This is a genomic window from Paractinoplanes abujensis, assembly GCF_014204895.1.
GTDB classification, from domain to species: domain Bacteria; phylum Actinomycetota; class Actinomycetes; order Mycobacteriales; family Micromonosporaceae; genus Actinoplanes; species Actinoplanes abujensis.
Map to the genome: position 1 here is coordinate 2387618 of NZ_JACHMF010000001.1, position 17015 is coordinate 2404632.

Annotated in this window: 14 protein-coding genes and 1 pseudogene; 6 read left to right on the forward strand and 9 right to left on the reverse strand. The window is 74.3% G+C overall.

What is annotated here, in order from left to right; genetic code table 11:
• Positions 1-145 precede the first annotated feature (145 nt).
• Positions 146-346: pseudogene (locus tag BKA14_RS45690) on the forward strand (response regulator transcription factor); the annotation flags it as partial.
• Here the strand turns inward: BKA14_RS45690 and BKA14_RS10550 are convergent.
• Genes BKA14_RS10550 through BKA14_RS10570 form a run of 5 tightly spaced genes read right to left on the reverse strand, consistent with a single transcriptional unit; the run spans position 316 to position 5237 of the window.
• On the reverse strand, positions 316-1359 hold the full coding sequence (locus BKA14_RS10550) for an FAD-dependent monooxygenase (RefSeq protein WP_184950749.1): 1044 nt from the start codon (positions 1357-1359) through the stop codon (positions 316-318). The pseudogene BKA14_RS45690 and the gene BKA14_RS10550 overlap by 31 nt on opposite strands.
• Positions 1359-2606: a phenylacetate--CoA ligase family protein gene (locus BKA14_RS10555; protein ID WP_184950751.1), complete on the reverse strand. Its 1248-nt coding sequence runs from the start codon at positions 2604-2606 to the stop codon at positions 1359-1361. Before BKA14_RS10555 ends, BKA14_RS10550 begins: the two co-directional genes overlap by 1 nt.
• Complete coding sequence (locus BKA14_RS10560; RefSeq protein WP_184950752.1) at positions 2591-3355, reverse strand: amidohydrolase family protein; 765 nt, start codon at positions 3353-3355, stop codon at positions 2591-2593. Before BKA14_RS10560 ends, BKA14_RS10555 begins: the two co-directional genes overlap by 16 nt.
• Positions 3352-4449, reverse strand: a complete 1098-nt coding sequence (locus BKA14_RS10565) for a 3-dehydroquinate synthase II family protein (RefSeq protein WP_184950753.1) — start codon at positions 4447-4449, stop codon at positions 3352-3354. The genes BKA14_RS10560 and BKA14_RS10565 overlap by 4 nt, the downstream gene beginning before the upstream one ends.
• Complete coding sequence (locus tag BKA14_RS10570; RefSeq protein WP_184950754.1) at positions 4446-5237, reverse strand: 2-amino-3,7-dideoxy-D-threo-hept-6-ulosonate synthase; 792 nt, start codon at positions 5235-5237, stop codon at positions 4446-4448. Before BKA14_RS10570 ends, BKA14_RS10565 begins: the two co-directional genes overlap by 4 nt.
• 740 nt (positions 5238-5977) lie before the next feature.
• Between BKA14_RS10570 and BKA14_RS10575 the strand changes: the two genes are divergently transcribed.
• From BKA14_RS10575 to BKA14_RS10590, 4 genes are all read left to right on the forward strand, one after another.
• Positions 5978-8767, forward strand: coding sequence for a helix-turn-helix transcriptional regulator (locus BKA14_RS10575; protein WP_184950755.1), 2790 nt, complete (start codon positions 5978-5980; stop codon positions 8765-8767).
• 89 nt (positions 8768-8856) lie between these two features.
• Positions 8857-10410: an FAD-dependent monooxygenase gene (locus tag BKA14_RS10580; RefSeq protein ID WP_221477243.1), complete on the forward strand. Its 1554-nt coding sequence runs from the start codon at positions 8857-8859 to the stop codon at positions 10408-10410.
• An 82-nt stretch (positions 10411-10492) separates the two neighbouring features.
• On the forward strand, positions 10493-11116 hold the full coding sequence (locus BKA14_RS10585; RefSeq protein ID WP_184950756.1) for a hypothetical protein: 624 nt from the start codon (positions 10493-10495) through the stop codon (positions 11114-11116).
• A 50-nt stretch (positions 11117-11166) separates the two neighbouring features.
• Complete coding sequence (locus BKA14_RS10590; protein ID WP_184950757.1) at positions 11167-11946, forward strand: macro domain-containing protein; 780 nt, start codon at positions 11167-11169, stop codon at positions 11944-11946.
• A gap of 67 nt (positions 11947-12013) precedes the next feature.
• Here BKA14_RS10590 and BKA14_RS10595 read toward each other — a convergent pair whose 3' ends face one another.
• From BKA14_RS10595 to BKA14_RS10605, 3 genes are all read right to left on the reverse strand, one after another.
• Positions 12014-14209 (reverse strand): CATRA conflict system CASPASE/TPR repeat-associated protein, encoded by a 2196-nt coding sequence (locus tag BKA14_RS10595; protein ID WP_184950758.1) that lies wholly within the window; start codon positions 14207-14209, stop codon positions 12014-12016.
• A complete protein-coding gene (locus BKA14_RS10600; protein WP_184950759.1) occupies positions 14187-14510 on the reverse strand; it encodes a CATRA system-associated protein in 324 nt (107 codons plus the stop codon). Before BKA14_RS10600 ends, BKA14_RS10595 begins: the two co-directional genes overlap by 23 nt.
• A gap of 69 nt (positions 14511-14579) precedes the next feature.
• On the reverse strand, positions 14580-15230 hold the full coding sequence (locus BKA14_RS10605) for a vWA domain-containing protein (RefSeq protein WP_184950760.1): 651 nt from the start codon (positions 15228-15230) through the stop codon (positions 14580-14582).
• A 94-nt stretch (positions 15231-15324) separates the two neighbouring features.
• Between BKA14_RS10605 and BKA14_RS10610 the strand changes: the two genes are divergently transcribed.
• Complete coding sequence (locus tag BKA14_RS10610) at positions 15325-15675, forward strand: bleomycin resistance protein (RefSeq protein ID WP_184950761.1); 351 nt, start codon at positions 15325-15327, stop codon at positions 15673-15675.
• Between the two features lie 10 nt (positions 15676-15685).
• Here BKA14_RS10610 and BKA14_RS10615 read toward each other — a convergent pair whose 3' ends face one another.
• Positions 15686-17014, reverse strand: coding sequence for an SMI1/KNR4 family protein (locus tag BKA14_RS10615; protein WP_184950762.1), 1329 nt, complete (start codon positions 17012-17014; stop codon positions 15686-15688).
• Position 17015 lies beyond the last annotated feature (1 nt).

Genomic DNA, 17015 nt, shown 5'->3' on the forward strand with positions numbered 1-17015 from the left:
GTTCGGGCACGATCTGGTGCGGGCCGCGGTGGAGTCGACGTTGCCCCGGCCGGTGGCCGCCGCCCTGCGCCCGGAGGCGCCGCGCCGGTCCGCGCCGCGCCGGGCGCCGAGACGGAACGCGTCCGCGGACTGGTCGAGGCTGAGCCCCCGCGAGCGGGAGGTGGCCGAACTGGCCGGGCAGGGCCTGACCAATCAGCAGATCGCGCACCGCACGAACATCAGCCCGCACACCGTCAACTTCCACTTGCGGCAGATCTTCCAGAAGGCCGGGATCGGGTCCCGGGTGGAGCTGGCCGCCCAGTGGGGCCGCCACGCTCATGAGCCGTATCCGAAGAGCCAGTCCTGACCCGGCAGTCCCGCCGCGGCCAGCCGGTCGTCGCGGGCCCGCTGGGCCGGCCCGTCGTCGAAGTGGTATTCGCGCGCCCCGGCCAGCCCGGCCGCCGCGACGCGGGCCACCCGGGAGGCCCGTACGGCCTGGTAGTTCTCCACGCCCGCGGCGATCGCCTCCGCGTCCTCCAAAGCCTGGCACGCCCCCTGCGCCACGAACGGCAGCAGCGGGTGCGCCGCGTCGCCCATCAGCACGACCCGCCCGCGCCGCCACGCCGCCCGCGGCCGATCGAACAGCTCGTAGCGGGCAAACTGACAACGGTCCACGAGGGAGCGAGCCGCTGAGCTCCAGCCGTCCACCATCGGCGCGGTGGACGCGACGGGCATGACGGCGACGATGGTGAGGTAGCCGTCCCCCATCGGGTAGCTCACCAGATGCCGCCCCGGCCCGAGCCGCACGATCACCCGGTTCCCATGGGCGGGAAAGTCCGGCACCACGGCCCGATAGGCGACCCACCCGCTGGCCCGCAACCGGTCCGCGACGACGGCCCGGCGCACCACCGATCGCAGCCCGTCCGCCCCGATCACCACCGAGGCGGTCAGCCGGCTCCCGTCCTCCAGCGACACCACCACGTGGTCCCCCCGGTCGTTGACGCCGGTGCAGGCGGCCCCGAACCGCACGTCGACCAGGTCGAGCAGCATCCGGTGCAGATACGGGCGCCGCAGTGTGTAGTACGGGCTGCCGTAGCGATCGGCCGCCACCGCCCCCAGTTCGACAGTGCCGATCGTCGCGTCGTTGCTCCACCGCCGGATCTGCCGCTCGACCGGCCGGCCCGCGCGAGCCAGCTTCTCCGCCAGCCCGAGCCGGTGCAGCACCGCCGACCCGTTCGGGGCGATCTGGATGCCCCCGCCCGTGCCGGCGACCCCGCGGGCGCGTTCGAGCACCATGCACCGCACGCCGCGGCGGGCCAGCACGGCGGCGGCCGCGAGCCCGCCGATGCCCGCGCCGACGATCACGACCGGCTCGTCCATCAGTAGTACTCCAGGGCCTTGTTCCAGTCCTCACCCTCTCCGAACAGCCCGCGCGGCTTCATCACCTCGGGCTCGGTCGTGAGCAGCCGCGACGGCACGAGCGTGCCGGGTGGCAGCGGTTCGACGACCGTTTCGATCCCGTACGCGTCCCCGAGCGCCTGCCGCAGCTCGCGCGCGGCCCTCCCGGCGTACGGGGAAGGCACTTCGATCTGCACGAGCAGCGAGCCGGCCGAGGCCCGCGCCCGCCAGAACATCACGCCGTACTCCGCGGGCAACCCGAACACGAGGTCCTCGACGTCGCCCTGGCTGAGGGCGGCCGCGCCGGCACGCACGGTCCAGGCCGAGCGCCCGAGCACCCGCACCACCGGCAGCTCCCAACCGCAGGGGCAGCCGGGCGTGGACACCTCGACCGCGTCCTCCAGGTTGTAGCGCAGCAGCGGCATGGCCTCGCGATAGAGCGGCGTCACGACCAGCTGCCCGCGGCCGGTGGGTGTGGTCTGTCCCGTGACCGGGTCGTGCACCTCGAACAGCGCGCGGTCGGCCCACAGGTGCAGTTTCCCGTACGGGCATTCGCCGGCCAGGCTGCCGGTCTCGGTCGCGCCGTACTCCTCGACCACCGGCGCGGCCCAGATCTCGGCGATCCGCTTCTTCTTGGCCGGCCCCAGCGGGTCCCCGCCCACGAACAGCGCGCGCAGGGCCGGGAAGTCCTTCTCGGGCCGCAGTCCCTTCAGGCGCGCGGCGGCGGCCCAGATGAGCGTGTCGGTGGCCAGCGACCACGTCAGCGTCACACCGAGGTCGTGCAGAACCCTGACCACTTTCGCGTACGGCATGGCCAGGGAGCGATTGTCGGCGGGCACCACGGTCGCGCCGCGGGACCGGGCGGCCGCGTGCGCGAGATGGCCGGTGATCATGAGCGCGTACGGGGTCCGTACGAGGAAGAGGTCGTCCGGCCGGATCCCGACGTGCTTGCGGGCGTACCGCTCGACCAGGTCCTCCCAGTCGGCGGGGGTGTAGTAGGACGCGGTCGGCACGCCGCTGCTGCCGCTCGACTCGTGATAGGTGGCGAGCTCGGCCCGGTCGACGGCGAGCAGCCCGAACGGGTAAGCGTCGCGCAGGTCCTGTTTGGTCGTGAGCGGGTAGGCGGCCAGCTCGTCCCGGCCGGCCGGCACCCCGCGCGCGGCGTAGAAGGGTGAGCGCGCGGCCGCCTCCAGGGTCGGGCCGAGGCGTTCCTTCAGGACTGTTTCCACGATGTCTCCTCGGCCAGGACCCGGCACGCGTTGGCGCCGAGCACGGCCGCGCGGGCCGCCGGGCCGAGTCCGAGCGCGTCGATCTTGCACAGCTCCACCTCCGGCTGCTGCAGCGGATACTCGGTGCCGAACAGCACGCGGCCGGCGCCGAGCCGGGACACGGCCAGCCGCGCGGTCACGGTCAGGCTGCCGGAGAGCTCGGCCAGCACGTTGTGGCTGTTCTTGAGGGCGTTGAGGCCCGCGATGTCGAGCCCGGTGTGCCCGCAGTGGCCCCACACGAAGGTGACGGCCGGGAACCTCGCCGCCAGCGTCACCAGGTCGGCGGGCCGGGCGCCGGCCTGGGCCACGGTCACCACGTAGACCGGATGGCCCGCGCTGCCGGCGATCGCGACCAGGTCGGCCACCCGTTCGTCGTCCAGGCGTGCCCCGTGCACGGCGGGCGAGATCTCCAGGCCGCGGAAGTCGAAGGCGCGTTTCCCGTACGCCGCCACGTCCTGGACGGGGTCGGCGAAGAAGAACGGGAGCAGCCGACCCCGAGACCGCTCGCACGCGCGCAGCACGCCCTCGTTGTCGGCCGTCGTCTCGGTGCGCCCGCCGTCGTTGAGCTGCGCGGCCAGCCGGTCCAGGGGCAGCAGCCCGCCCGCGCAGACCGCGGCCCGGTCGATGCCGGCCGCGTCCATCACCGCCAGCAGCCGTCCCGGTTCACCGTCGCCCGGCACGAGCCGCGCGTGGAAGTCGACGACCGTCATCGCTCGTGGCACAGTTCGTCGATCGGGTAGCCGACGTGGCGTTCCCGGCCCGGCAGGTGCCCGAGGATCTCGTCGCCCGGCCGCAGTGCGGTCGTGTTCAGCACCGCGGCGCCCGGCCCGAGCACCCGTACGTGCCAGTCGTCCTGCACGATCAGGCTGACCGGCTCGCCGTCCGGGGCGGTGGCGTCGATCGCCAGCAGCGGCCGGGTCTCGATCTTCACGCGGCCCACCGTCACCTTCCGCGTACGTCCGTCCGCCCCCACCGCCAGCACGGTGTCGCCCGCCGACAGCTCGCTCAGGTAGCGCGTGTGCTCGGCGTCGGCCAGCGTGTACGACATGATCGCGCCCGCGTTGACCCGGAACGGGCGGGTCGGCATGTAGGGCAGCGGGTGGGTCTCGCTGACGCACAGCAGGAGCGCCTTGGCCCACGACCCGACCAGGATCCCCTCGTCCGGCCGCAGGTAGCTGCACGTGTCGACGCAGGCCCGCTCGCCCGCCCCGACGTGCCGGATGCCGGTGACCGTCACCGTGACCAGGTCCAGCTTGGGCGACGAGGCGCGCACCAGCCCGGCCAGCCGGGTCGCGTCGCCGGGCCGCGGCGCGGTCAGCAGCACGCCGTCCGGGCCGTGCTCGAGCACGCTCAGGTGCACCAGCGCGTCGTCGACCCCACCCGCCGCCGTGATGATCGTTCCCGCCGTACGGGCGGCCGCCGCGAGGACGATCTCCATCGGGATGTTGGTCGGGTCGGCGAAGCTCAGCAACGTCACCCCGTCGCCGCGGACGGCGGCGCAGGCCCGGTCGAGGCTCGTCCGGTCGGTGACGTCGTGCCACTCGCCGAAGCGCACACCGGGGTGCCGCCCGGCGTCGACCGGCGTCCCCGGCCCGGCCAGCACGAGGTCGGCCGGACCGAGGTCGTCGGGCAGCCGGTTGCCGCCGGCCACGAGCACCCGGGTGACGGTCGGGGGCAGCCCGGCCAGGTCGGCCGGGTCGGCGGCCACCACGGCGTCGAACCGCTGGTGCACGGCCTCCTCGGCCACGATCCGCTTGGTGTCGCCCGCTGCGCGCAGGTCGAGCCAGCACAGTTTGGCGGTCATCGCGCTCCCACCGGTACGCGGGGCCCGCCGTGCACCAGATCGGACAGGCGGCCGGTGACCGCGCCCGGGTCGTCGGCCGTGAAGACGGTGCGCCCGGCGGCCACCCCGCCCGCCCCGGCCCGCAGGGCCGCCTCGAGCCGGGCCAGCGCGGCGTCGCCGTCGCCGGCCTCGCCGCCCGCCGCCAGCACCGGCACCGGGCAGGCCGCGGTGATCCGGGCGATGGCCGCCGGGTCGTCCGGCAGCGCGGTCTTGACCAGGTCGGCGCCGAGCTCGGCCGCGACGATCAGGGCGTGCGCGACGAGGTCGGGGTCGCGGCCGTCGGTGATGCCGGGCCCGCGCAGATACATCATGGCCAGCAGCGGCACACCCCAGCGGTCGCACTGCTCGGCGGTGGCGGCCAGGTGGGCGATCTGCCGGTCCTCGGTGCGCGAGCCGACGTTGACGTGCACGCTGACCGCCTCGGCGCCCAGCCGCAGCGCCTCGGCCACGGTGGCCACCGGGTATTTCGCGTCGGGGTCGGCGGCCAGGCCGGTGCTGGCGTTGAGGTGCAGGATCAGCGACATCTCGCGGAACCGGTCGGGCCGCACCCGGCGCACGGCCCCCTTGTGCAGCACCACGGCGTCGGCGCCGCCGTCGGTCAGGCGGGCCAGCAGGCCGTCGAGGGTGCCCCGGTAGGCCAGCGGCCCGGCGCCGATGGCGTGGTCGAGCGGCACCACCAGCAGGCCGGACCGGTGCCGATGAAGCCGGCGCAGTCGCAGCCGCCGGGCGAAGGATCCATTGGCGTGCACGGTTGTCACCTCGCAATTCGTCTGCCCTGTTCGCTTGGCGACGCTAGCCACCCCCCGATGACGGGCCCACTGCTCGAACGAGTAGGTGATCGCCGGATTTCATCGAATTCGCAGGTCAGCGCCGGACGGCGAATTCAGCCCCGCAGACGGGTAGTTGCCGTCGCGCCGTTATGGCATGGGGATCGGCCCTGGGGTCTCCCGGTCGCCGCGCACTCCGGCCTGCACGTCACCCGATTGAGTGAATCTTGGCGGGGCGTCCGCCGACGGATCGTCCTTGACAGACCTCCTCGGACGGTGGTGCTTCGCCGCGGTGAGCAGCGCGACCGGGTGACATCACCGCCCGCCGCCGGCCCGGTGCGGGTGACACGCGACGCGACCAGGGAATTGATACAGACATTGACGGTTACGACGGTCCGATCAATACAGTTCGACGGGGTATCACTGCTCAGCGAGGACGGCCCGAGATCTTGAAAACGAACGACCGCACCGTGACCGGGCCATCCAATGATCGACTGGATTCGGGCGGTCGCCTACGGCAAAGTGCGTCACGACTCGTCCGTTCTTCGGTGGTCGGCCGGTCGGAAAGCCCGTCCGGACAGACGGTGGGATAACCCGCAAAGGGTATTAACGTCGTCGCCGCCGAGGACCACAATCGACGGCACCCCTCGAGACGAGCGACTTCTGGCGAGGGAGACAGGCTTGCTGCACGAACCCGCCGACGACGGTGGCGGAGGCCGCGCATGACCGAGCGCATCGTCGGCCGTGACTCCGAGCTCGAGCTGCTGCGCCGCGCGCTGGACGACACCGCCCGCGGCACGGGCGGCTGTCACGTGATGCTGGGGCCACCCGGCATCGGCAAGTCCAAGCTGCTGCGCGCGGCGGGCGACTACGCGTTTGAGCACGACATCGCGGTGGCCGCCCGCGAGGCCTTCCGCCACGACATGGCCGCCCCGCTGGTCACGCTGGCCGGGGCGTTGCAGGCGTGCAGCCCGCCGGCCGCCGACTTCGCCTGGATGGCCGAGGCCGACGTGGGCGACGCGGGCAACTACGCCCGGATCTACCGGCTGCGCGAGTCGCTGGAACGGTACGCCGCCCAGCGCCCGCTGCTGATCGTGATCGACGACGCGCACTGGATGGACGAGCTCAGCGCGCTGGCGATCCGGGAACTGGTGCCCGCCCTGGCCTCGGCCCCGGTGCGGTGGCTGCTGGCCGGCCGCTCCAAGCAGACCGACGCCGCCGGCTGGCAGACCCTGCACTGGCTGGCCGAACGGTCGGCGCCGATCCTGCTCGACGTGCTCGACGACGACGCCACCGAACGGCTCTGCGCCGAAGTGCTCGGGGCCGAGGTGGACGCGACGGTGCTGGCCATGGTCTCCGGCTGCGGCGGCAACCCGCTGCGCATCGAGCAGCTGCTGACCGCGCTGCGCGCCACCGAGCAGATCGTGATCGCCGACGGCACCGCCACCGTGGTCGGCGACGACCTGCCGTCGAGCTTCGTGACGACCGTCCGCGACATCATGGGCGCCCTCTCCGACCAGGCCCAATGGCTGCTCAAGGCCACCTCGGTGCTGGACCGGCCGTTCGACATCGAGACCGCGGCCCGCCTCATGGGCAGCGAGCCGGCCGACCTGTTCGACCTGGTCGACGAGACCATCGCCTCCGGCATCCTGGTCGAGGACAAGGACGGCATGACGTTCCGCCACGACCTGGTGCACCAGGCCGTGCGCAACACCCTGGGCGCGGCCCGGGCCCAGCACCTGCACGCCGAGGCCGCGGCGCTGGCCCGCGAGCACGGCCGCCCGGCCGGGGAGATCGCCGCGCACCTGCTGCACAGCGGGCGCCGGGGCGCCGCGGCCGCGGTCGAGATGCTGCGCGGCAACGCGGCCACGGTCGCCACGAGTGCCCCCGGCGCGGCGGCCGACCTGATGCTGCAGGCGTTGCACGCGGTCGACGAGGCCGAGCCGGGCCGCACCGAGATGATCGCCGACACGGTCGGGCTGCTGGCCTCGGCCGCCCGCGTCACCCAGGCCCAGAAGCTGGGCGAGCAGGCCCTGGAGGCCGGGCTCGAACCCCGCACCAAGGCGTCGCTGCAGCTCGGACTGGCCGAGGCGTCCAAACACGCCGGGCAGAACCGGCGGGCCGCCGAGTACGCCGAGGACGGCCTGAGCCAGCCGGCCATCCCCGCGCCCGTGCGGGCCCGGCTGCACGCCATCCACGCCCACGCCACCTTCTACCTCGACGACTTCGCCACCGCCGACCGGGCCGGGGCCGAGGCGATGCGGATCGGCCGCGAGCACGAGCCCGGCGCCGCCGTGTTCGGCCTGACCGCCCGCAGCCTGGTCGCGCAGGCCGAGGGGCGGCTGAGCGACGCGTACGGGCACGCCGCGACCGCCACCGAGCTGGCCGACGGCCACGCCGACATGGCCCTGCACCGGCACCCGCGGATCTGGCTGGCCAACGCGCTGACCTCACTCGACCGCTTCGACGAGGCCGAGAAGGCGCTGCGCCGCGGCCGTCAGGAGGCCCAGGCCCTGGGCACCGCGTGGGCCCAGCCGCTGCTGCACTACTACGCGGCCCAGCTGCTCATCGCCCGCGGCCGCCTCGACGACGCCGCCGCCGAGGCCGACGCCGGGGTGGCCCTGGCCGAGCAGCTCACCGCGTACCAGCTGACCGTCCCCCTGCTGGGCACCCTGATCCGGCTGGCCGTGCTGCGCGGCGACCCGGCCCAGGCGGCGGAACACCGCGACCGGATGACCGGGCTCATCGCCACCGGCATCACCGCGCCCCTGGAAGACGTGGAATGGCCCCTGGCCGTGCTGCTGGCCGCCGAAGGCGACCCCGGCCGGGCCGTCGGACTCATCGCCGGCCTCTACGACCGGCTCGACGACCGGCCCACCCTGATCGCGCAGAACCCGGCGGCCACCCCGGCCCTCGTCCGGCTGGCCCTGACCGTCGGCGACCGCGAACGCGCGACCCGGGTAACCGGCGCCGCGGCCCGGCTGGCCGCCCGCAACCCCTCCTCACACACCCTGGCCGGCGCGGCCGCCCACGCCGCCGGGCTGCTGCGCCGCGAACCCGCCCGGCTGCACCTCGCCATTGCCCAGTTCCGAAAGACCGACCGGCCCCTCGCCCTGGCCACCGCTCTGCAGGACGCCGCGGCGCAGACCCGCCAAGCCGACCGGGCCGGCGCCCGGGAGTACTACGACGAGGCCAACGAGCTGCTGGCCCGGGCCGGGGCAGCCGGCTCACAACAACGGCTGATCGCCGAGCTGGGCGGCTGGCGGGGCACCCCGGCCGCCCCGCCCGAACCGGTCGCCGAACGCCGGCCGTCCCCGCTGGACCGGCTCTCCCCCGCCGAACGGCAGGTCGCCCTGCTGATCGCCACCGGCATGACCAACATCGCGGCCGCCCGGCAGCTGCACCTCTCGCCGCACACGGTGGACAGTCACCTGCGCAAGGTGTTCCACAAACTCCAGATCCACAGCCGGGTCGAACTGGCCGGGGTGGTCACCCGGGAGGGCGCCACGTAAACACGTGATTCCGGCCCCGGTCACGTCACCCGAGCATGGCGGTAGGTGTTGCCACCACACCACCACACGGGGATCCGGGAGCCGCCATCATGTCCGCATCGCACACGCCCGTGCTCGTCGTCGGGGCCGGCCTGGCCGGTTGCGTACTCGCGCTCGAGCTCGCCCACCACGGCGTGGCCAGCATCGTCGTCGAACGCTCGTCACGGCCCCCACGGCACCCGGAACCCAACCTGGTCACCGGCCGCGGCATGGAACTGCTGCGCCGGCTCGGGCTGGCCGAGTCGGTCCGCGCGGTCGGCGCCGACCCCGACACCCCGGCCCGCGTGGTCTGGAGCCGCGCCATCGGCGAGGAGCCGGTGCTGGTCAACTCGCTGCCGTCGGCCAACGAGCTGCGCCGGCAGTACGCCGGCAGCGGCGCCGGTGACGCCCCCGCCGAACCGTACGTGCTGCTCACCGGGGCCGGGCTGACCACCCGGCTGCGGGCCGCCGTGCGCGGCAACCCCCTGATCGAGCTGCGCGAAGGCTGGACCTTCACCGACCTGCGGCTCGACGCCGACCGTACGGTGGCCACCGTGCTCGACGGCGCGGCCCGGGTGCGCCACGAGATCCACGCCGGCTACCTGGCCGGCTGCGACGGGGCGCAGAGCACCGTGCGCCGCTGCCTGGGCGTGCCGCTGCGCGACGCGATCACCCCGGCCCGGCACTGCACGGTCTCGTTCCGCAGCGACACCCTGCGGCCGCCGCACCCGGCGCTGTCGACGATCACCGCCGACGGCATGGCACTGATCCGCCGCGACGGCCACGACCTGTGGATCGGCCACCTGCCCCTGGACTCCGACGACGCCGACCTGACCAACCCGGCCGCGCTGCTCAGCCGGCGGCTCGGGACCCGGGCGTACGAGATCGTCGGGGTCACGCCGTGGCAGGAGGCGCTCGGGGTGGCCGGCACCTACCGGCGCGGCACGGCGTACCTGGTCGGCGAGTCCGCGCACCGGTTCCACCCGCCCAGCGCCACCGTGGACACCTGCCTGGCCGACGCCGTCGACCTGGGCTGGAAACTGGCCGCCGCGGTCCGGCGCTGGGGCGGGCCGCACCTGCTGGGCAGCTACGAGGGCGAACGGCGGCGGCAGGCGATGCTGGAACGCGAGACACTGTCCCGCTCGATCGAGGCCCGGCTGCGCTTCGGGCGGCTGGCCGCGGCCGGCGCCTCCCACGACCGGCTGGCCACCCTGGTGCTCCGGCAGCCGCCCGCCGTCGACCCGGCCGGCGCCACAGCCAGCCGGCACGACACGTCGCCGGTGATCTGGCACGACGGTCCGGAACCGGCCGGCACCCGGCTCCCGGCCGTCCGCACGACCGGCGGGCACCACCTGTTCGACCTGCTCGGGCCGCAGTTCACGCTGATCGACCTGACCAGCGGCCACGACGGACGGTCGCTGGTGGCGGCGGCGGTGGCCCGCGGCATCCCGGTCGCGCACCTGCCGGTCGACGACGACGCGCTGCGGGCCGACTGGCGCAGCCGGCTCGTGCTGGTGCGGCCCGACCACTACGTCAGCTGGCGCTCGCCCCGCTCGCCGGCCGACTGGGACGCCGTCCTCGACGTCGTCACGGGGCATCGCGCTCAGGATCACGTGTCTACGTGATGTGGACGCCACGCCCTTCCGGGACGCTCTTGAGGCGCGGTCCTCCCCGTCCGCGCCGGACGATCGAAAAGGACACCGCGAGATGACTACGGCCCCGACCGCGCCGCCGGCCTTCGAAGGCTTCGACGAGACCGCCGTGTCCCGATGGGTGGAGCGCCTCTCCGGCAACACCTCACCCCGCCGCAACCACTGGAAGACCAAGGAGATCTACTTCGAGGCCGCCACCCGCGTCCTCGATTCGGTGCCCCGGCCCACCCTGAACTGGAAGAACATCGTCGCCGCGGCGGACAAGGGCTGCCGCAGCACCTTCTACGAGGTCGCCGGGGCGCACGCCCGGCACCGCATGGTCGACGAGCTGATCAACGACGGCGGCTCCGACGCGATCCAGATCGCCCTGCGCTACCTGCGCAGCGACCCGGTCGAGCAGCTCATCGACGAGACCAAGGTCTGGTCGTTCTGGCCCTACCGGCAGAAGCTGCTGCGCACGATCACCACCGGCATGTCGGCCGAGCTGATGGAGACCGAGCTGACCGCGGCCCTGATCACGTGGGCGACCCGGCACCGGTCGCTGGCCGCGGCCATCGGCTTCACTCCCCCGGCCTGCGCCGTCGAGGACCTGACGGTGATCCACCGGGGCCGGCTCTCCGGCACGCAGGCCGCCGCCCGGCTCACCGCCGTGATCGACGCGCACGTGGGCCTGCTCTGACCGGGCGCAGCCTCCGGCGGGCGGCGACCCACAGCTTCGCCGCGTTCGGCGTGGCCGCGCTGCTGCTCCAGTCCTATCAGGCCGTGTGGGACAGGGCGCTGTTCGCGGGTCACGCCGTGGCCGTCGCCTTGGCCGTGGCGGCCGTGTCCCTGGCCTACGGGGTGTGGCGAGCCCGGCCCGCGCGCGCGGTGACCCGCGACCTCGACCGGCCGCGCTGCCGCGTCGAGGTCGTGCCGGGCGACCTGTTCGAGCAGGCCGACGCCCACCTGGTGATCGGCTTCACCGACGTGTTCGACACCGATGTCGGCGACGGCCGGATCGTGCAGGAGTCGAGCGTGCAGGGCCAGTTCCTGCGGCGGATCTACCTCGGCGACGTGGCCGGGCTCGACGCCGACCTCGACGAGGCGCTGGCCGGCACGCCGTTCACCACTGAGGGCAAGACCCTCGGCAAGCGCCGCCGCTACCCGGTCGGGACGATCGCCACCCTGGGCGAACCCGACCGGTTGTTCTTCTGCGTGGCGTACAGCGAAATGGGCCCGAGCCTGGTCGCCCAGTCGTCGGCCGACAAGCTGTGGCTGAGCCTGAGCCGGCTCTGGTCCGAACTGCACGACCGCGGCCAGCAGCGGCCCCTGGCCATGCCGGTCGTCGGCGCCACCCTGGCCCGCGTCGACGCGCTCGACCGGGAGGCCCTGCTGCGGCTGATCCTGCTGTCGTTCGTCGCCGCCTCCCGTGAGCGCCTGCTCACCACGCGGCTGCGCATCGTCGTCCGGCCCGGCGAATTCGCCCGGCTCAACCGGGCCGAGCTGCAGGCCTTCCTCGACTCCCTGTGACCGGCCCGGTCCCGCTCCTCATCCCGGCCCGCTCCCCGCCTTGGCCGTTCCCCACCCCGGCCCGGCCTCACAGGAGGCCGTCGAAGCGGTCGCCGTCGAGCCAGTCCGCGCCGGTGGTGTCGACGGGATAGCCGACCAGGCCGAGCCGGTGGGCCACCCGATGCTGGAAGACGATGCGGGCCGCCGGGGTGTCCTCGTCGAGGCGGACACTCTCGCGACCGTCCAGATCGGGGATCCGGGGCACGTCGCCGATCTCGACCAGGATCGTCCGGTCCGGTTGCAAGGCCATCGCCCGCCCGGCCCGGAACAGCACGTCGGTCGCCCCGCCCAGCACGTCGTCGCGGGTCAGCACGACCAGCGCGCCCGGCCCGGCCGCGAAGCCCTGCTGCACCACCTCGTCACGCTGCGGCGACCCCTTGCCGGTGCGGCCGACCATCTCCTCCCAGTCGAGCGGGGCCAGGTCGAGCGCGCGCAGCAACCCGAACACGGCGTCCTTGGTCTGCTTGTCCCGGCCGTGGATCACGAAGACGTCCCGGTGCGCCCGCCGGTCCGGCCCGCGGGCCGCCTCCCGGCCGGTCACGGCCCCCGTCCACAGCCAGGCCGGCGCCTTGTACGTCTTGGCCCCAGCCTCGGTCCACTCGAACTCGTCGGCGGACAGGCCGTCGTAGCCCTCGCCGACGACGTCCTGAAAGATCCGATCGGAGACGATCGCCACCAGGTCGGCGTCCGGATGGTCGAGGACGGCGGCGCGGATCGCGGAACTGTCGAGCAGGCGCCCGATGCCGATGATCGTGCTTCCGCTGAAGCCCAGCGCCGCCTGCGTGAACCGGCCCGAGCCGACCGACAGCCGCATCCGGATCCGGTCGCCGGGATGGTCGGCGTTGTCGGCCACCACCTGCGCCCGCCAGCCGTGCAGCAGCTTCGGCAACGCGATCTCGTCCTCGACGCCCGGGGGCAGCACCACCATCAGGCCGTCACCGCCGGGCTGGCGGTCGGTGTCGCGCAGGGTCAAGCCGAGACCGGCCAGCACCCGTTCGGCCATGCCCGCGACCCGGCGCTGCAGCTCGCGCTGCTGCGGGGTCGTACGGGAGCTGTAATTGACCACGTCGACACCGAACGCGATCCGGTTCACCGGGCGGGAGTCGTCGTCGCCGGCCGGCGCGCTCACCTCGGCCGGGTCGTGCTTCTCCGGCGGCGGAACGGGCACCCGCGCGGGAACCGCCGGCAACACGTCTCGCACCGCGCGCACCTGGTTGTAGACGGCCGTCAGAAACTCGGTGTCGTCGGCCAGTTGCGCGGTCAGCCAGGGCCCCAGTTCGGTGTCGGCCGGCAGCGGCGACCCCAGGGCGGAGACCATGTTGGCCCGGGCGATCTCGACGCTGCGGCTCATCGTGCGGACCTGGGCCAGGGAGCCGGCCAGCTCCGCCTCGTCGGCCGCCAGCTCGGCGGCGTGCTGACCGCCCCGCCCGGCGCCGCCCGCCCGCAGCTGCGCGGTGGCCTCGTCGAGCCGCGCCGTCACCCGGGAACGCAGGTCGGCCAGCTGGCGGCCGTTGTCGTGCACGCGCGCCAGGTAGCGCAGCTTCGCCGCGTGCATCAGATAGCGGCCCAGCGGCGGCAACCCCGTGCCGCCGTCGCTCCACGCGAACCGGCTCAGCTCGGCGTCCTGGTCGGGCGCGCCCAGCAGCACCAGCCGGCGGGCCGCGGCCGGGCCCGGGGCGGTGGTCTCCCAGGCCGCGAAGCCGCCGAGCGCGAACCGGGACTCCCACCACCGGTCACCGTCGCCGGCCCGGCCCGGCACCTCGGCCCGCACCCGCACCCCGGCCACGTCGCCGGTCTTGGCCAGCAGCACGACCGTCGTGCCCAGCAGCGGCGCCTCCCCGCCCAGCGTGGCCCACCAGCGGCTGAACTCGTGCCAGCCCAGCGGCGCGGACGCGGCCAGCGACGGCCGGGAACGGGACATGGCGTCCAGCGACGCGGCGGCGAACGACACGTTGAGCAGGTCGTGCTCCACCCGCGCGATCAGCTGGAACTGGGCCGCGACGTCCTCCGCGGCGGCGATCGGCCCGTCCGAGCCGGCCCGCGGCCGCGGCGGCAGGGCCGCGGGCAGGTCGATCTCCAGGATGGGCCGTTGCAGGCCGAGCTGGTCGCGGCAGTTCGCCCACAACGATTCCACCCGGGCCAGCGCGGCGTCGCTGTCGGGCCCGTCGAGCGGGGCGAACACGTGCGCGACGAACTCCGGCTCAACGAGGCTGGCGTCGGCCACGGTCGTCCTCCTCCCGGTGCCGGGTCAGCCAGTGCACCAGGGTGTTGCGCCGGTCGAGGACCGGGGTGGGGATCCCGGTGGCCGTCCGGCTGCCGATCCGCAGGATCCGGTCGGGCCCGAGCCGGTCGAGCTCGGCGATGGCCGCGCGCACCGCGTCGGCGTCACCGGCCTCGAACGCCGCGCGCAGCTCGACCATGGCCAGGTCGACTTCCTCCCACCGCTGCGGTCCGTGCGTCCACATCACCAGGTGCTGCAGGACCGCGACGGCGTCCTGCACGGTCTCGTCGTCCCACGGGTCCATGGCTGGGACTGTAGCCACGCCCACCCGCGACGGGATTCCCCCGAACCAACGAACCGTTCCGGCTGTCACTCAGATCCGGGCCGCGATGGCGTCGACGATCTCGGTCAGCGCGTACTCGTTGAGACCGTTGCCCGGCCGCGACGGCACGTGCACGGTGTCGCGCCAGGCCGTCATGCCCGCCCACGGGGTCGTCGCCGGCGCGAACAGCAGCAGCCGCGACGCCTCCGGGTTGCTGCCCACCCAGACCGCGGCCAGGTCGTCGAGGGTGGCGGGTGCGGCCGGCGGATAGTCGGGGGCCGCCCGGCCGACCCCGAGCGGATGGGCCGAGGCGTCGGTCAGCACCACCACGAGATGCCGCCGGTTGGCGCCTGCACACCAGTCCGAACCGAACGCCACGGCCAGCGCCTCCAGCCCCGACTCCGGTTCGTCGCCGCCCCCGCCCGCCTCCAGGTCCCGGACGGCGGTCTCCAGCTCACCGGCCTGCGCGGGCATCCGGAAGAAGCGCGACTCCTGCAGGGCGTCGGCCGGGTTGTCGCGGAAGTCGCGGTAGGCCACGAACCGCACCCGCAGCTCCCCGATGGCCTTGTCACCGACCGCGGCCGCCTCGGCCAGCCGCTTGGGCAGGGTGAGCACACCCTCCTTGAGCCGATCCACGATCGGATACATGCTCCCGGTGACATCCAGGCAGAAGACGATGTCCACCGCGTACGCGTCCCGCACAGTAAGGCTCCTTCCCCGAGCCAACCTTGCGCCACCGGCAAACGGACCGCACCATCTGACCGGCCGACCCGTTCCGCCTGACTACACTCCGGTCATGTTCGAGTCCGTGGCCCCGATCGTGCCCGTCCGCGACCTCGACGCCGCCCTGGCCCGTTACCGCCGGCTCGGGTTCGCCACCCGCGCCTACGACGGGCCGCAGCGCTACGGCTTCGTCGACCGTGACTCCGTTTCGCTGCACCTTACCGAGTGGGCCGGGCACGACCCGCTGACCACGGCGGCCTCGGTCTACCTGTACGTCACCGACGCCGACGCGGTGCACGCCTCGTGGCGCTCCGAGGTGGAGGGCCGCCTCGGCGACCCGCAGGACACCCCGTGGGGCCTGCGCGAGTTCGCCTACGTCGACCCCGACGGCACCCTGCACCGGGTCGGGTCACCGCTGACCTGAGGCCGGCCGATCAGGTCGACAGCAGGTCGCCCCGGATCGTGGTCCGGGTGATCCGGGGGCGGTCCCGGAGGGCGAGCACCTCGTTGGCGAGCGCCGCGACGTCCTCCGGCGGTTCACCGGGCTCGACGGCGATCCCCGCCGCCAGGAGGCTGTCCGGTACGGCGCCGCGCGTCAGCAGGGTCCGCCACTCGCGGGTGCCGAGCTCGACGTACTCCAGGGCGGGGAGGCCGGTGACCTCGAGCGGGTCGGCGAGCAGGCCCGGCTGGACCTGCACGGTCCGCAGCCGGGGCAGGCCGGCCACGGCGGCCAGGCGCACCGGGTCGCCGTCCCGGCGCCCGACGGTCAGCACCTCCAGCTCCGGGTGGGCGGCCGCCTCGACCGTGGCGAACCCGGCGTCGTTGATCCGGGCGACGGCCGGGAACTCGGCCGCGCGGCCGGGACGCCAGTGGTGGCTGCCGTGCTCGACCATGTCGGTGAGGGAGTCGGCGACCAGGTCGGCGCCGATCGCCGGGCCGTCCAGCACGATGATCTGGCCGAGGTGGCCCGCCGGGCCGGGGGTCAGGTCGACGGCGAAGCGGGCGGAGCCGCCGTCGGAGGCGAAGACGATCCAGCCGGGCGATCCGGGCAGGCCCTGCACCACGGCGTGCGGAGGTGTCCGCACCGCCTCGGCCGCGCCGTAACGCCAGGACGGCCGGCGCCACCGGGCGTCGGCGACGGTCAGCTCGTCGAGCGGCAGCAGGTAGCAGCCGATCGCGCCGGCGTGCTCGTCGTCGTCCGCGCCGCCCCGGGTCGCGCGGTACAGCGTGGCCAGCTCGGCCGGGAGCGGGACCCCGAGGCGGGCCTCGGTGGCCGCGAGTTCTTCGCCGGTCGCTCCGGTGTCACCGGGCAGCCGTTCCCGCAGCAGGCGCTCCAGCCGGGCCGGGTCCGCGGTGGGGGCCGGTGTCGCGTGCGGCGTCGGCTCCGGCTCGCGGCGCCACGGCTCCGGAACAGCCCCTTCCACCAGAATCATCGACTCCGGGTAGGCCGACGGCAGCCGCTCCACGGCCGGACCGTGGTCGAAGAGGTCGAGCGTGGCCTGGCCGGCCGGGGTGACGCGCAATGCGAACGCCACGTGGCCGCGCCCGGCCTCGGCCAGCGCGGCCGAGATCAATCCGACCGCCTCGGCCTGGGCCTGATGGTGGGCCGCGGAGCCGTTACCGACCCGGCCGGTGAAGGAGGAGGTGCGCCCGGCGACGGAGCCGGCCACGAAGCCGCCGTCGGCCAGCAGCGTCTGCTGGTTGCCCACCGTCAGCAGGCGGGCCAGGCCGGCCCACGTCGCGAAGTCGTCGAGCGAGGGCACG

Bases quoted from the DNA above. Each gene is read 5' to 3' on its own strand.
- BKA14_RS10610 (WP_184950761.1), top strand. From the start codon at position 15,325: ATGTTCGAGTCCGTGGCCCCGATCGTGCCCGTCCGCGACCTCGACGCC.
- BKA14_RS10600 (WP_184950759.1), bottom strand. From the start codon at position 14,510: ATGGACCCGTGGGACGACGAGACCGTGCAGGACGCCGTCGCGGTCCTG.
- BKA14_RS10575 (WP_184950755.1), top strand. From the start codon at position 5,978: ATGACCGAGCGCATCGTCGGCCGTGACTCCGAGCTCGAGCTGCTGCGC.
- BKA14_RS10565 (WP_184950753.1), bottom strand. From the start codon at position 4,449: ATGACCGCCAAACTGTGCTGGCTCGACCTGCGCGCAGCGGGCGACACC.
- BKA14_RS10560 (WP_184950752.1), bottom strand. From the start codon at position 3,355: ATGACGGTCGTCGACTTCCACGCGCGGCTCGTGCCGGGCGACGGTGAA.
- BKA14_RS10585 (WP_184950756.1), top strand. From the start codon at position 10,493: ATGACTACGGCCCCGACCGCGCCGCCGGCCTTCGAAGGCTTCGACGAG.
- BKA14_RS10550 (WP_184950749.1), bottom strand. From the start codon at position 1,359: ATGGACGAGCCGGTCGTGATCGTCGGCGCGGGCATCGGCGGGCTCGCG.
- BKA14_RS10580 (WP_221477243.1), top strand. From the start codon at position 8,857: ATGTCCGCATCGCACACGCCCGTGCTCGTCGTCGGGGCCGGCCTGGCC.